General features: G+C 60.3%; 15 protein-coding genes. 3 read left to right on the top strand and 12 right to left on the bottom strand.

The window, feature by feature from the left end:
• Positions 1–197: hypothetical protein (locus tag K7A42_RS06740; protein WP_282455020.1), on the top strand; the 197-nt coding region annotated here is incomplete at its 5' end.
• Between the two features lie 102 nt (positions 198–299).
• On the opposite strand, the gene K7A42_RS06735 is transcribed toward K7A42_RS06740, so the two are convergent.
• Both K7A42_RS06735 and K7A42_RS06730 read right to left on the bottom strand, forming a co-directional pair.
• Complete coding sequence (locus K7A42_RS06735) at positions 300–1,202, bottom strand: peptidoglycan-binding protein (RefSeq protein WP_022555835.1); 903 nt, start codon at positions 1,200–1,202, stop codon at positions 300–302.
• Positions 1,174–2,706: a sensor histidine kinase gene (locus K7A42_RS06730; RefSeq protein WP_006700070.1), complete on the bottom strand. Its 1,533-nt coding sequence runs from the start codon at positions 2,704–2,706 to the stop codon at positions 1,174–1,176. The genes K7A42_RS06735 and K7A42_RS06730 overlap by 29 nt, the downstream gene beginning before the upstream one ends.
• 487 nt (positions 2,707–3,193) lie before the next feature.
• On the opposite strand from K7A42_RS06730, the gene K7A42_RS06725 reads away from it, so the two are divergent.
• Entirely contained in the window at positions 3,194–3,619 is a 426-nt protein-coding gene (locus K7A42_RS06725) for a DUF5330 domain-containing protein (RefSeq protein ID WP_004440675.1), read from the top strand.
• 179 nt (positions 3,620–3,798) lie between these two features.
• Positions 3,799–4,215, top strand: a complete 417-nt coding sequence (locus tag K7A42_RS06720) for a SufE family protein (protein WP_282455019.1) — start codon at positions 3,799–3,801, stop codon at positions 4,213–4,215.
• A gap of 3 nt (positions 4,216–4,218) precedes the next feature.
• Here the strand turns inward: K7A42_RS06720 and K7A42_RS06715 are convergent, their stop codons facing one another.
• The 10 genes from K7A42_RS06715 to K7A42_RS06670 form a co-directional block, all read right to left on the bottom strand.
• Positions 4,219–5,046: a DUF6456 domain-containing protein gene (locus K7A42_RS06715; RefSeq protein ID WP_282455018.1), complete on the bottom strand. Its 828-nt coding sequence runs from the start codon at positions 5,044–5,046 to the stop codon at positions 4,219–4,221.
• Positions 5,039–5,461 (bottom strand): helix-turn-helix domain-containing protein, encoded by a 423-nt coding sequence (locus K7A42_RS06710; protein WP_022555833.1) that lies wholly within the window; start codon positions 5,459–5,461, stop codon positions 5,039–5,041. Before K7A42_RS06710 ends, K7A42_RS06715 begins: the two co-directional genes overlap by 8 nt.
• A gap of 481 nt (positions 5,462–5,942) precedes the next feature.
• Positions 5,943–6,371 (bottom strand): MucR family transcriptional regulator Ros, encoded by a 429-nt coding sequence (gene ros, locus K7A42_RS06705; protein WP_004440665.1) that lies wholly within the window; start codon positions 6,369–6,371, stop codon positions 5,943–5,945.
• Positions 6,372–6,803: 432 nt separating this feature from the next.
• Entirely contained in the window at positions 6,804–7,133 is a 330-nt protein-coding gene (gene mnhG, locus K7A42_RS06700) for a monovalent cation/H(+) antiporter subunit G (RefSeq protein WP_004440653.1), read from the bottom strand.
• Positions 7,133–7,519 carry a cation:proton antiporter gene (locus K7A42_RS06695; RefSeq protein WP_006700067.1) on the bottom strand — a complete coding sequence of 129 codons (387 nt, stop codon included), beginning with the start codon at positions 7,517–7,519 and terminating at the stop codon, positions 7,133–7,135. The genes mnhG and K7A42_RS06695 overlap by 1 nt, the downstream gene beginning before the upstream one ends.
• Positions 7,516–7,995: a Na+/H+ antiporter subunit E gene (locus K7A42_RS06690; RefSeq protein ID WP_282455017.1), complete on the bottom strand. Its 480-nt coding sequence runs from the start codon at positions 7,993–7,995 to the stop codon at positions 7,516–7,518. Before K7A42_RS06690 ends, K7A42_RS06695 begins: the two co-directional genes overlap by 4 nt.
• Positions 7,992–9,557: a Na+/H+ antiporter subunit D gene (locus K7A42_RS06685; protein ID WP_282455016.1), complete on the bottom strand. Its 1,566-nt coding sequence runs from the start codon at positions 9,555–9,557 to the stop codon at positions 7,992–7,994. The genes K7A42_RS06690 and K7A42_RS06685 overlap by 4 nt, the downstream gene beginning before the upstream one ends.
• A gap of 19 nt (positions 9,558–9,576) precedes the next feature.
• Entirely contained in the window at positions 9,577–9,954 is a 378-nt protein-coding gene (locus K7A42_RS06680; RefSeq protein ID WP_006700064.1) for a Na+/H+ antiporter subunit C, read from the bottom strand.
• Complete coding sequence (locus tag K7A42_RS06675) at positions 9,954–10,373, bottom strand: Na(+)/H(+) antiporter subunit B (protein ID WP_004440637.1); 420 nt, start codon at positions 10,371–10,373, stop codon at positions 9,954–9,956. The genes K7A42_RS06680 and K7A42_RS06675 overlap by 1 nt, the downstream gene beginning before the upstream one ends.
• Positions 10,370–12,736 carry a putative monovalent cation/H+ antiporter subunit A gene (locus K7A42_RS06670; RefSeq protein ID WP_282455015.1) on the bottom strand — a complete coding sequence of 789 codons (2,367 nt, stop codon included), beginning with the start codon at positions 12,734–12,736 and terminating at the stop codon, positions 10,370–10,372. The genes K7A42_RS06675 and K7A42_RS06670 overlap by 4 nt, the downstream gene beginning before the upstream one ends.
• Positions 12,737–12,782: the final 46 nt, after the last annotated feature.

Below are 12,782 nucleotides of genomic sequence, written 5' to 3'. Positions count from 1 at the left end.
ACGAACAGTTCGGATTTGAGGCGCATGGGTTTGCTTTCGACTTGTGCGCGGCCTCGGCGGGTGGGGTTTCGATGCTGATTCTTAAGCTGCCGAAGGTGTGCGTGGCTTTACCCCCCTCTGCCCCGCCGGGCATCTCCCCCTCCAGGGGGGAGATCGGCAAGCGGATAAGTCTCGCCCATCTCAACACTTGCGAATGAAGTGGTGGTAGCGCCTCCTGCCGATCTCCCCCCTTGAGGGGGAGATGCCCGGCAGGGCAGAGGGGGGTAGAGCCACACACGCCCCACGCTGCTGTCAAAGCCTCAAAGCGCCCCGATAGACTTCAACTTCTTCAGCACGGCCTCACTCGGCTCGCCGGTTTCCGGCAGACGGTAGTGTTTTTCGAACGCCCTGATGGCATTGCGGGTCTGCTGGCCAGCCACGCCGTCCACCTTCACGTCGGCATAGGCGATATTGATCAGCCCCTGCTGGATCTTGGCGATGAGATCGCGGCTTGCGGGTTTCGCGGCGCTGTTGAGGGAGACCGGTTCGGCCTTGGGATGCGGCGCTTCCGCCTTGCGAATGGCGGCGGCAACGGGATCGATTTCGACACCGCCGCTGCTATCGGCAGGCCGGTCCTTCGGGATCGCGGCAACCGTTGCGCCATCAATCCTGAGCGCCGCCAGCACCCGGCTTGTCGGCTCGCCGGTCTGTTCCATGCCGAGCGTTTCTTCAAAGAACATAATGGCGGCCGCCGTCTTCGGTCCCATGCGACCGTCCGCCTCGCCCTCATAAAGCCCGCGCTTCTTCAGTTCGCCCTGAATGTCGGCGACGATCTGCTGCGGTTTCTGGCTTTCGGCGACGGGTTGCGCCGGCGTTTCGGCCGCAGGCTGCTGCTGTGCCGTTTCCGTTTCTGCCGGGCGCTCTATGCGGAATGTGGTGACGTTGCCATGGGTGCCGAGTGGTTCGGCCGGGCGGTAACCGGCGATGCCGTTCGGGTTTTCCGCATCGCGCGTGCGCAGGAAGGGCGACGGGTGCACACCAGGCTGGTACCAGAGCGCATTGGCGGCGACAAAACCGAAGACGACCGCGAAGGCACCGCAGCCGCCCACCAGTTTCGGATGGCGCAGGATTTCGCGCCCGATGGCCGAAACCACCAAGGAAACAATCCCGGCGCCAATCTGGGCCGTTGTTTTCTTAGGCGATTTTCGCTTTCGCGGGGCCATCGTCACCGTCCTTTCTCATTTTCGCGGCCATGTCGCCAAGCTGCCGAATGCGCGGTGGGAACTCCACCATGCTTTCGGCGTCAGCGCTTTCGCCGCCACCCGCCATGCCGGAACCATCGGCAGGCAAAGTGATCGTTACGACCGTCCCCTCGCCGGGCTTGCTGGCGATGGCGAATGTGCCGCCATGCAGAGCCACGAGCCCCTTGACCAAGGACAATCCCAGACCCGTGCCTTCATAGCGACGGGTATATTCATTCTGAACCTGCATGAAGGGCTGGCCCAGCAGTTCAATCTTGTCAGACGCGATGCCGATGCCGGTGTCGCTTACCGTCAATTTCAGCATTGCGCCTTCGCGCGCAGCGTCGATCGATACCACACCACCGGCATCGGTGAATTTTATGGCATTGCCAGCGAGGTTAATGAGAACCTGACGGATGGCGCGCTGATCGGCCGAGATTTCACCGATGCCGCGCTGGATGCGGCTGGTCAGGGTCAGGCCCTTTTCTTTCGCCTGAAGGCCTAGCATCGCTTCGCAGGACGAGATGGTTTCCGCAATCGGGAAGCTTTCCATCATCAGCTCGTAACGGCCGGCTTCCAGCTTGCTCATATCGAGCATTGTGTTGACGACGGACAGAAGATGGGCGCCAGACTGGCGGATGAGGCCGACATATTCCCGCTGACGGTCGTTCTCCAGCCGTCCGAAATATTCGCCGGCGAGAATATCGGAGAAACCGAGGACGGCATTGAGCGGCGTGCGCAGTTCATGGCTGACGGCAGCGAGGAAACGCGACTTGGCGTCATTGGCGGATTCCGCCTCGGCTGCCTTGCGGGCGACATCGCGGCGCAGACGCTCCATCTCGGTAATATCGGTGAGCTGGGCGACGATGCGGCGCAGGCGACCTGTCGCGCCGCGAATGGCGGTCATCTCGATACGGGCGTGCATGAATTGCGCCTGACGCGATTTCGCACCGGTCTCGAAGCGGAGTTCGGCGGTTGCCCTGTCCTCACCCTGCCGGAGGACGTCGAAAGCCTGCATCAGTTCGATACGATCGGAGACATAGACATATTCAACGAGGATATGTCCTTTGCTGGCTTGAAGGTCGGCCGGGAATGCCGCGCAATCGCGACCGGACACGTGTTCGACGAAGCCGGTTTCACCGATCACAAGCACCAGACCCGGCACCTGCGATGCCGCGATCAGATCGTCGTTCACCGAGGAAACCGAATGAGCGGATGCGCCGTGCGCAGAATGGGAGAAGGCGATCAGCAGGGCGGCGGCGGCCAGAAACAGCGCCAGCACCAGGGCCGCACCGATGGGCAGCGCGATGGCGGGGCTGACGACGAGGCTGAAAATGGCTGGTACAACCACAAGGCCAACGGCGCTGAAGGCAATCAGCCAGCGCAGGCGCGCAACGGTCCCGGCGCGCCTCTCGGCGTCCTCTTCCATGCGCGCAAGCCATCTGCCCGCTGCATGGTCGACCAGTGCGACCGCTTTTTCTCTCATATTACGCAATACCAAACCCGAATCCTGAAGGCGGTTCCAACGGCTCCGACAATAGAAGGCGGCGGCTTAAGGAATGGATAAAAAGAATGGGCTGAAAAGCCCGTCAAATGCGTGACAGTCCCATTACGGGGCATTTCCAGGAAGCTTTGCCAATCATGGTTAATGACGGGTAAGCGACGGATTTCGCTTCATTTTTGCCATCGCGTTAACTTTTGCGGCAGAGCTTTTCGCCGCTTTCGCCCGGAACGCGCGGCCTCTGTCGCAATTATGCTTAACATGGACCGTTAAAATGCGAGTGAATTGATGGCCGCCGTCCCGATCCGAGGAGAATAGATACAATTTGAATTAAATTGCGCCGCTTTTTGCAATCGGCTGTTCGCCGGTCGTCTGTAGGTTGTTCACAAGCCCGAAAAACGGGAAAAAGGCCGATGACCCGAAACCGGGCGGGGCTTTCGAAAACAAAGATCATCTGGCAGGGTGTCTGACAATGTGGTTTCTGATCAAAGGAACATTCTGGTTTTCGCTGGTACTGGTGGCGCTGTCCTATTTCGGCAGCAGCAACGATCCGGCCAAGGAACCTTCGGCCTTCGATATTCCCAGCGCCGTTTCGGCTGCCGGCGAGGCCTATCGTTATGTCAGCGCCATCTGCATCGAAAAGCCCGATGTCTGCATCAAGGGCGCCGAAACCTTCCATGCGCTGGGCGAAAGGGCAAAGGAAGGGGCAAAGGTTGCCTATGAACTGCTGGACAAGCAGCTTGCCTCCGGGGACAAGCCCGCCGATGTTGCCGACGTTGCGGCAGAAGCCGAAAAGCTTGCAGCGGCACCCGTTGTCAGCGTCGAGTTTCCCGCAGATGCCGACATGCTGAAGACCGGCACCGTCATTCCCCTGCCGCAGAAGCGCCCTGCTCCCTGATCCTGCCGGCCACTGCGCCCGCCTTTATTGCGGATGGATATTTCCTTCCGCCACTGCCTGCCAAACTTGCCCACGGAACCTGTTTTCCGTGGGCTTTTTCGTGGGCTATGGTTCAAAACCGACGGCACTTCACCTATATCGTGACGAAGACCTGCAATAACGGATGATACGGCGCAAAAATGGCCTCTCTCGAAACGATCCTTGACGACTTCGCTTTCCTCGATGACTGGGAGGATCGCTATCGTTATGTCATCGAACTCGGCAAGGCGCTGCCCGATCTGCCGGAAGACAAGCGCACGGTTGAAAACAAGGTTCAGGGGTGCGCCAGTCAGGTCTGGCTCGTCAGCCATAGCGACGGCGCCGAAGACCCTCTCCTGACCTTCGAGGGCGATTCGGATGCGCATATCGTGCGCGGCCTCGTCGCCATCGTGCTTGCGGTCTATTCCGGCAAAAGGGCCTCCGAAATCGCCGGTCTCGACGCGATCGAGGTATTCGACAAAATAGGGCTCGTGGAACATCTGTCGTCGCAGCGCGCCAACGGCCTGCGCTCGATGATCAAGCGTATCCGCGAGGAAGCCCGGCTGCTTGCCGCCTGAGATTTATCGCGTCATCGATGGGCGATAATCAGCATCGCCCCAATGGTGTTCTTTCCCGCCTGCACGGGTTGCAGGCGGCGCGTAGTGGCGCGCCAGCGCCAGCAATGCGGCACGCAGCAGCAATTTTGCCGAACGCGCCGGCCATTGCCTCTCGCGTTCCACCGTCTCCAGTCCCTTTTCGAAACAGCAGATATCGATAGCGACGCCAGATAATTCAGGCCCCATCGCCTCGGCTGCGCGGGAAAACCGTGTTCTTGCGGCCATTGCTGCCTCGGTGAGTTCGAGCGCGCCTCCCGCCTCACCCTTTGTGCGGCTCGCCGTTCTGGGTTCCCATGTTGCCGTCACCCTGGGATTGAGGTGGCCGCGATGAAAATCGGCGGCCAGTCGCTCCCCAGCCTCCAGCGCATCCGGTGGAAAGAATGCCGCGCCGTCGCGCTCCTTCAGCCTTGAAAGGCTGATCAGCTGCGAGGTGTTGAGGTTACGCCTGGCCGACTGCTTCGCATCGCCGATATCCACGACAACCGTCTGCATATCGCGATGCTGCTCCTGAAAAATCTCGTCGCGGTCTTTTGCCATTGCGCGTTTCAGGTAGGAGGCGAGCGGCGGCGCCGCATGAAGGGTGTTTTCCCGCTGCTCGACCAGCCCGGACGAAACGGCAAGCCGCACCGTCGCGGCCGGAAGCCGTAGCGCGGGATGCCCTGCCCGCCTCCGGCGCAGCACAATGTCGCCCCCCTCCGGGGACATCTCGGCTGCGCCGGCGGCGATGCACCGCAGCAGCCGCAATAGATGAGGATCGGAGGAGGCAGCCGGCATAGGTTTCGTCTCAGTCATCCCGGCCCCCTGTCATCACGTTGACGATACTGCCGGTAAGCCGCTCGAGCGTGGCGACAAACTCGTCAAATGCCGGTTCGTCCCGTCGGTCCTCGACCACCTGGCAGGCATGGCCGACCGTCGTCCTGTCCCGGCCGAAGCAGGGTCCAATATCCGACATGGGAATGCCAAGCTGCACATGGCACACATACATGGCGATCTGGCGGACGTGGCACTCCATGCGTCTGATATCGCGGCGCACCGGCGTTCGCTCACCCGTCAATCGCACCATCTCCCCGGTGAGTTGCCGCACCAGACGGCAAAGACGGGAAATGTCATCCCGCCCGCCCGCAGACGGCCACGAACAAATGGGACGATCACGCACCCGCAGGCAAGGCCGCGCGGCAGCAGACAGAAACACGGTATCCGACGGCATATGCAACTCCTCTACGAATAGGAATTAATTCATACACCTGAGGAAAGGCCTGGGGAAGCGCAAATTTTGCGATGGAGTTCAGGCCATTGACATGGCTTGATTTTCTCGAAAGTGACGGACGTGATTGAGGATTTTTTTCCTCATCCGATATTGCGCGAGACGAAAAAAAAGCCGTTCTCCACGCTGGCTGGGGGGTGACGATTTTCCCTGGAGAGTGGATGATGGCAAGCAGCGGCGCCCGCAGGCTTTCGCCGCGTAGCATCCGGCGTGCAGCGCAATAAGGTTCCTTATCGCGAAAGGGTTGTTTCTCACGGCGCGGATACGACGTTGATGGCGGCCTTATGATGCTCGGCTTCGTTCCCGGGGAACGGCACGCCAAGGCATGGTCTTCAATCCCGAAAACAAAATCGGCCGGTCTAAGGACCGGCCGTATTAACTTGCGACTTCCGGCTTTCACTGCAAGCCGGACTGTCTTCGAAAATCAGCGGTTGGCCTTGCGGCGCTGACCGAGACCCATTTCCTTGGCGAGCCGCGAGCGGGCTTCGGCATAGGCGGGCGCGACCATCGGATAATCGACCTGCAGGTCCCATTTTTCGCGGTATTCTTCCGGCGTCATGCTGTGATGCGTCGTGAGATGGCGCTTGAGCGACTTGAAGGAGCCGCCGCATTCCAAACAGACGATATGATCGTCCTGAACCGACTTGCGGACAGAGACGGCCGGCTTCTGCTTTTCAACATTGACCGCTACCGATGCCGGCGCGGACGTTCCGCTGAGCGCCGTGTGAACATCCGAAATAAGGCCGGGAAGCTCCGTTACCGGGACGACGTGGTTGCTAACATAGGCAGCCACAATATCCGCCGTCAGTTCGACCAGCAGATCCTGGGCGTTACCGTATGCAGTTTCCGTCATTTAAGTATCTCCTGTTAGTGATCCCCTGACGCGGGCGAACGCCGCATCGAGCGATGTGAAGTTACCGGTGCCCCCACCTTCGCCCTGTTGAAACCAACGTGAAATCTACCCCTAGATTTCAAGCGAAAACCGGAAACGTATTGGTCCGAGATTCAACTTATGACCCGCGACATGGGCAGCAATGGTCCTGAGACCCGTAGATTAGACATTAATAAAATGCCTATGCCGACTATGAAGAGGCTAGATGCAAATCGCGATTAGCAACTTTACACTTAATTTGGATAACAGCAAAACAGCAAAAGTCAAATTCCTGCTGTGAATTTTTTAGTTCAAAACAGTCTAATCGGAATACAAAAAATTACGGGTAATAAAATACTATGCCTAGTAGTAATTGAAAACGCGCACCCCCTATTATTAGGGGGTAATTCAACTTCAAATTTTCTTGAGGTCATCAACTACCGATTTAACGGAAAGCGGATAACCTGCCTTGTGCGCAGCCATTGCAAGAAGATGCGCGGAAACCGGCGCCGTCAGAACGAAAAAGAAGAAACCGGCGAGCGCCCGAGCCAGCGTCGATATATCCATAGAGTGGATGCCTACCGCCAGAAGCAGCAGGCCGGAGCCGACCGTCCCCGCCTTGGATGCGGCATGCATGCGGGTGTAAACATCAGGCAGGCGATTGAGTCCGATTGCGGCGATTAGTGAAAAGGCGGCACCCGAGATCATCAGCGCCGCAACCAGGATAGCAACGATCCAACCCATTACCGCCTTCCCTTTTCTTTTCCGCTATTCACCTGAATTTTCGAGGGGTTCTCAGCGAATTCAGACCGGCGTGCGCCATCCAGAACCCCTTTCGGGCCGCGCCCGCCATCCGGTCCGCGCGACAGCACGAAGCGCGCGAACGCCACCGTGGCCAGAAAACCGACGAGCCCGAGGGCAATGGCAATGTCGACATAGAGATTGAAGCCGGTGCGGATGGCAATGACCGCAATGAAGCCGATGGCGATGCCGACCAGCATGTCCAGCGCGACGATACGGTCCGGCAAGGTGGGACCGACGACAACGCGGTAGACTGTCAGCAAAAAGGCCACCGAGAGAACAACCAGCGCAAGTATATTTGCAAATGAAACTATCTGTTCCGGAGTCATTGCTGAAACGCCTCCATGATCTTCTTTTCGAAGCCGTTCTTAATGTCGTTTTTTGCGGTTTCGATATCGCTGCAATCGATTGCGTGCACGTAGAGCATCTTTCTGTCAGGGGAAACATCGACGGAAAGCGTGCCGGGCGTGAGCGTGATGAGATTGGCGAGCAGCGTGATTTCGAAATCCGTGGTTACGGTCAGCGGATAGGCAAAAATGCCGGGTTGAACGTCCAGTTTCGGGCGTGTCACCATCACGGCAACCTTCCAAGCGGAAAGCGCAAGCTCCTTGAAGAACAACAGCACCAGCGACAACACGCGGCCAAGACGCAGCCAGTGATTGCGCCCGCCGGGAAGCTGGTGGCGGATAAGCCAGAGCGCCAGCGTGGAGACGATGAGGGCGAAGATGATGTTTGCCAGCGTCAGGCTGCCCGTCACCGCAAGCCATACGACCACGAACAGCAATTGCACGACATAGAGGCTCATGGCTTGCCTCCTTCTGGAAAGACCGAGTGGATATAGGCTTGCGGGTTCCCGAGCCCGGCTGCGGCATCCTGGCTGAGATCAAGCAGGCTTTCTGGAAACAGGCCGAAGAACACGACCAGCACCGTCAGCGCGACCAGCGGAGCGACGGAGGGCACCGCGGCGGGCAAGGCGGGTTGTGGCAATGGCTTTGCCGCCGGACGCCAGAAACACAGAAGGAAGACGCGTCCGAAGGCGATGGTGGCGATGAAACCGGAGAGGAGAATGGCGGCGGCCAGCCACCATGCGCCGATATCGATCGCCGATTTGACCAGGACCGCCTTCGGCCAGAAGCCGGAAAAGGGTGGCAGGCCGGAACCGGCGAAAAACAGCGCGAGCGCAAGCGCCGAAAACCACGGAGCCTGCCGGTAAAGGCCGCCAAGCACCGTGAGGCTGAAACCGCCGCCGAGACGGGCGGCGTGACCTGCGGCAAGGTAGAGCGCCGTCATCAGCACCATGGAATGCAGTGCGTAGAAGATCGCGCCCGAGACGCCTGACGGCGTGCCGATGGCGATGCCCGCCATCATGTAGCCGATGCCGGATATGACGATATAACCGAGCATCCGGCGAATATCGTTCTGGGCGAGCGCACCCATGGCGCCGAGCAACATTGTCAGCGCGGCGGAAGCGGCGATGACGATGCTGAGTTCCTCCCGCTCGACCGGGAACAGCATGACCATGACGCGCAGCAGCGAATAGATGCCGACCTTGGTTAGCAGTCCACCGAACAGGGCGGAGACGACGATGCGCGGCGTGTGATAGGAAGCGGGAAGCCAGAAATTCACCGGAAAAGCCGCCGCCTTCATGGCGAAGGCAAGCGTGAAGAGGCTGGCAAGCGTCATCAGCGGCGCGGTTTCGCGCAGTCCGTTTGCCTTCAACGCGATATCGGCCATGTTGAGCGTGCCGAAGATGGCGTAGAGATAACCCACCGTGATCAGGAAAAGCGTGGTGCCGATGAGGTTCAGGACGGCATATTTCAACGCGCCGTCGATCTGCTCCCGCGTCGAGCCGAGCACGATGAGGCCGAAGGACGAGATCAGCAGCACTTCGAACCAGACATAGAGGTTGAAGATGTCTCCGGTCAGGAACGCGCCGGTAACGCCGGCCATCAGCAGCATCAGAAAGGGATAGAAGCCGTAACGTCTGCCGCTGGCGTCAATATCGCTGCCGGCGTGAATGGCGCCGGCCAGCGCGACGATGGCGGCCGCAAGTGACAGCAACGCGCCGGTGAGATCGGCCGTGAAGGCGATGCCGAAGGGCGGCAGCCAGCGACCCATGACCATGGTGAACGGCCCCTGCGTGGCAACCTTCCATAAGAGGGCGGCATCTAGAACCACAAGGAGGGCCAGCGCGGCGATGGCGACCGGCGCATGGTAGCGAATGGCGTGGCGCATCATCATCAGCACCGCGCCCGCGCCGATGCACAGCGCGATCGGAAGAATGATCAGCCAGTCCGGCAGCGGCACGGGCGCCATGACGAGCGCGGCGGAAAGATCGGTAACAGCGGAAGTGGGGGATGAAGCCATGTCGTTTCAGCCTCGCCGCTCAATAACCGAGCGGCGGCAGGGGCTCGCCTGCCGGTTCTGCGGTGCGCATTTCATCGGTATCGTCGGTCTGCAACTCCTGAAACGCGCGCCATGTCAGGACCAGCAGGAAACAGAAGAATGAAAAGGAAATCACGATCGCCGTCAGGATGAGCGCCTGCGGCAGCGGATTGGCAGCCCCTGCGGGCAGCGTGTCCATGCCCGCCGGAATGATCGGCGGCACCTCCCGGGTGAGCCGCCCCGCCGTGAAGAGCAGCAGGTTGACCGCATTGCCGAGAATGGCGATGCCCAGCAGCACGCGGATGCTGTGACGTGACAGCATGAGGTAGATCGCGACCGAGAAGAAGATGCCGACGAGAATGGAGAAGATCGCTTCCATCAGTCGCTTTCCCTTTCTTCCAGCGCCAGCGCAATGGATGTGATGGCACCGACCACGACCAGATAGACACCGATATCGAAGGACATGACGGTGGAGAGCGCCAGTTCGACGCCGAAGAGGTTCGGGTAGACCCAAAGCCCGGTCATGAAGGGCACGCCGGCGACAATGGAAACGAGGCCGGAGAGCATCGAAAGCAGGAGCCCTGCCCCGGCAATCGCCAGCGGGTGAAAGAAGATTGCGCGCCGCACCGCCGCCACGCCATAGGCGATGCCGTAGATCGCCAGCGCCGAGACCGCGATCAGGCCGCCGATGAAGCCGCCGCCCGGCTCGTTATGGCCGCGCAGCAGGACGAAGATGGAAAACAGCACCATCAGGCTGGTGACGACGGGCGCCACGGTGCGCAGAATGAGCGTGTTCATGCCCGCGCTCCCTTCTTTTTGAACCTTTTCGCCGGCTCCTTGACCGCGGCAGGGCGGATACGGATCAACGCCAGGATGGCAAGGCCCGTTATCATCACGACAGCGATTTCTCCCAGCGTATCCGTGCCGCGGAAATCGACGATGATGACGTTGACGACGTTCGCTCCATGGGCGATGACCTTGGAATAGCTGTTGTAGAAATCGGTCAGGCGATTGTCGAAGCTCACCTGCGTCGCGCGCATCAGGTAAAGCGCAAAGCCAGTCCCGCAGGCAATTGCAATGCTGCTGTCCAAGAGCTTCTGGCCAAGGCCGCGATGGTCGGATGGCGATAGGCGCAACCGCGTCATCACCAGCGTCAATATGACGACGGACAGCGTTTCCACCATGAACTGCGTGAAGGACAGGTCCGGGGCGCCGAACAGCAGGAAGATGACTGCCACCGCGAAGCCCTGGATGCCGAGCGCGATGATCGCCGTCAGGCGGCTCGACGCCGTCAGCACAGCGATGAGCCCTGCCACGGCAATGGCGATGAAGGTCAGTTCATGGATCGGCGCGTCCCGCGGCCATGACGGCATGGACGGCAATTCGCCATAGAGGAACAGCGGCACGAGCAGCACGGCGGCGATGACAGCGAAAGTGGCGGTAACGTAAAATTCGAGACGGCCCGGCTGGATCAGCCGGGTGATGTGGAACGACATTTTCACCAGCATTTCGATGAAGACGTCAAAGCCTCGGTCCGGCCCTGCCCCCAGCGCCCTGAAGGTGCGATCGATGAGGCCACGGACAGCGGAAAGCTGCGTATAAAGGACGATGCCGAGTGCGATGGTGAGCAGCGACAGGCCGAGCGGCACGCCGATATGCGGAATGAGCGAGATTTCCACCGGTCGCGCCTCACCGGCAATGGCGCTTGCCATGGGTGTCGAGATGTAGAAATGCGCGACGCCGGAGAACAGAGCGATGGTGAGCCCCTTCAGCGCCAGAAGCGCCGGGCCGAGCCAGAGCAGCAGCGGGCCTTCATGTGCATGTTTCGGGGTCTTTACCGGCTTGCCGAGAAAGGGTTTCAGCGCCACTGCATAGGCGACGGCAAACATCAGCCCGTTGCCGAGAATGGCAATGCCGGTGAACAGCACGGCACGCGGATTGCCATGCGCGAGCGCATAATAAATCTCTTCCTTGGCAAGAAAACCAAAGAAGGGCGGCAGGCCGGCCATGGAAATCGCGGCCGCCAGCGCCGCCGCAAAGGTGACGGGCATGGCTCTTCGCAGGCCGCCAAGCTTCGTCACGTCGCGTGTGCCGGTCTCATGGTCGATGATACCGGCGACCATGAACAGTGCGCCCTTGAACAGGGAATGCGCCACCAGATAGAGCACCGCCGCCTCGATGGCATGGTCCGAGCCGAAACCCGTCAGCATGACCAGCAGGCCGAGCGACGACACCGTGGTATAGGCGAGCATCAGCTTGAGATCGGTCTGGCGTATGGCAAGCAGCGCGCCGGTGAGCATGGTCAGCCCGCCGAAGAAGGGCAGCAGTATCTGCCAGGCGGCGGTATCGCCCAGAACCGGATTGAGCCGCATCAGCAGATAGACGCCGGCCTTCACCATGGTCGCGGAGTGCAGATAGGCCGAAACGGGGGTAGGCGCCTCCATGGCGTTGGGCAGCCAGAAATGAAAGGGAAACTGCGCCGATTTGGTGAAGGCACCGCCGAGCACCAGCAGCAGCGCGGCCAGATAAAAAGGGCTGTCACGCAGGATATCGCCGCTGCGCACCAGCATCGACAGCTGCGTCATCCCGCTCATGTCCCAGATGAAGATCAGCCCGGCAAGCAGCAGCAGTCCGCCGCCGCCGGTCACCACCAGTGCCTGCAATGCGGCGCGGCGCGAGGCGGCACGTTCATGGTCGAAACCGATCAGCAGCAAGGAGGTGATGGAGGTCAGCTCCCAGTAGACGAACAGCATCAGCAGACTGTCCGAGACGACGACGCCCAGCATCGCGCCCATGAACAGCAGCAGGAAAGACAGGAATCGGCCCTGCTGCGGATGCCCCTTCATGTAGCCGCCGGCATAAAGCACGATCAGCAGGCCGATGCCGGTGATCAGCAGCGCAAAGGTGAGCGACAGGCCGTCGATGAACCAGGAAAAGCTGAGATTGAAACTTGGGACCCAGGCATAACCGCCCGTCACCACGCCGCCAGCCGCCACCTGCGGCAACATCAGTGCGAAATGGACAAAGGAAAGCGCCGGCGCAATCGCCAGTATCCAGGCGGCATTGTGCCCGAATCTCTTCACCAGCGCCGGTGCGGCGAGCGCCGCGAGAAACGGCAGAAATAGCGACAGAAATGTCATCGGCGTGACATCGGACGTCATTCATATCTCCCGGGGTGTCCCCCACCCCTGCGCGCCATGGCTGGCG

The organism is Agrobacterium sp. InxBP2 (genome assembly GCF_026191755.1).
In the GTDB taxonomy this organism is placed as follows: domain Bacteria; phylum Pseudomonadota; class Alphaproteobacteria; order Rhizobiales; family Rhizobiaceae; genus Agrobacterium; species Agrobacterium pusense.
This window is presented reverse-complemented; position numbering and strand designations above follow the sequence as displayed.

Bases quoted from the DNA above. Each gene is read 5' to 3' on its own strand.
- K7A42_RS06735 (WP_022555835.1), bottom strand. From the start codon at position 1,202: ATGGCCCCGCGAAAGCGAAAATCGCCTAAGAAAACAACGGCCCAGATT.
- K7A42_RS06730 (WP_006700070.1), bottom strand. From the start codon at position 2,706: ATGAGAGAAAAAGCGGTCGCACTGGTCGACCATGCAGCGGGCAGATGG.
- K7A42_RS06725 (WP_004440675.1), top strand. From the start codon at position 3,194: ATGTGGTTTCTGATCAAAGGAACATTCTGGTTTTCGCTGGTACTGGTG.
- K7A42_RS06720 (WP_282455019.1), top strand. From the start codon at position 3,799: ATGGCCTCTCTCGAAACGATCCTTGACGACTTCGCTTTCCTCGATGAC.
- K7A42_RS06715 (WP_282455018.1), bottom strand. From the start codon at position 5,046: ATGACTGAGACGAAACCTATGCCGGCTGCCTCCTCCGATCCTCATCTA.
- K7A42_RS06710 (WP_022555833.1), bottom strand. From the start codon at position 5,461: ATGCCGTCGGATACCGTGTTTCTGTCTGCTGCCGCGCGGCCTTGCCTG.
- ros (WP_004440665.1), bottom strand. From the start codon at position 6,371: ATGACGGAAACTGCATACGGTAACGCCCAGGATCTGCTGGTCGAACTG.
- mnhG (WP_004440653.1), bottom strand. From the start codon at position 7,133: ATGGGTTGGATCGTTGCTATCCTGGTTGCGGCGCTGATGATCTCGGGT.
- K7A42_RS06695 (WP_006700067.1), bottom strand. From the start codon at position 7,519: ATGACTCCGGAACAGATAGTTTCATTTGCAAATATACTTGCGCTGGTT.
- K7A42_RS06690 (WP_282455017.1), bottom strand. From the start codon at position 7,995: ATGAGCCTCTATGTCGTGCAATTGCTGTTCGTGGTCGTATGGCTTGCG.
- K7A42_RS06685 (WP_282455016.1), bottom strand. From the start codon at position 9,557: ATGGCTTCATCCCCCACTTCCGCTGTTACCGATCTTTCCGCCGCGCTC.
- K7A42_RS06680 (WP_006700064.1), bottom strand. From the start codon at position 9,954: ATGGAAGCGATCTTCTCCATTCTCGTCGGCATCTTCTTCTCGGTCGCG.
- K7A42_RS06675 (WP_004440637.1), bottom strand. From the start codon at position 10,373: ATGAACACGCTCATTCTGCGCACCGTGGCGCCCGTCGTCACCAGCCTG.
- K7A42_RS06670 (WP_282455015.1), bottom strand. From the start codon at position 12,736: ATGACGTCCGATGTCACGCCGATGACATTTCTGTCGCTATTTCTGCCG.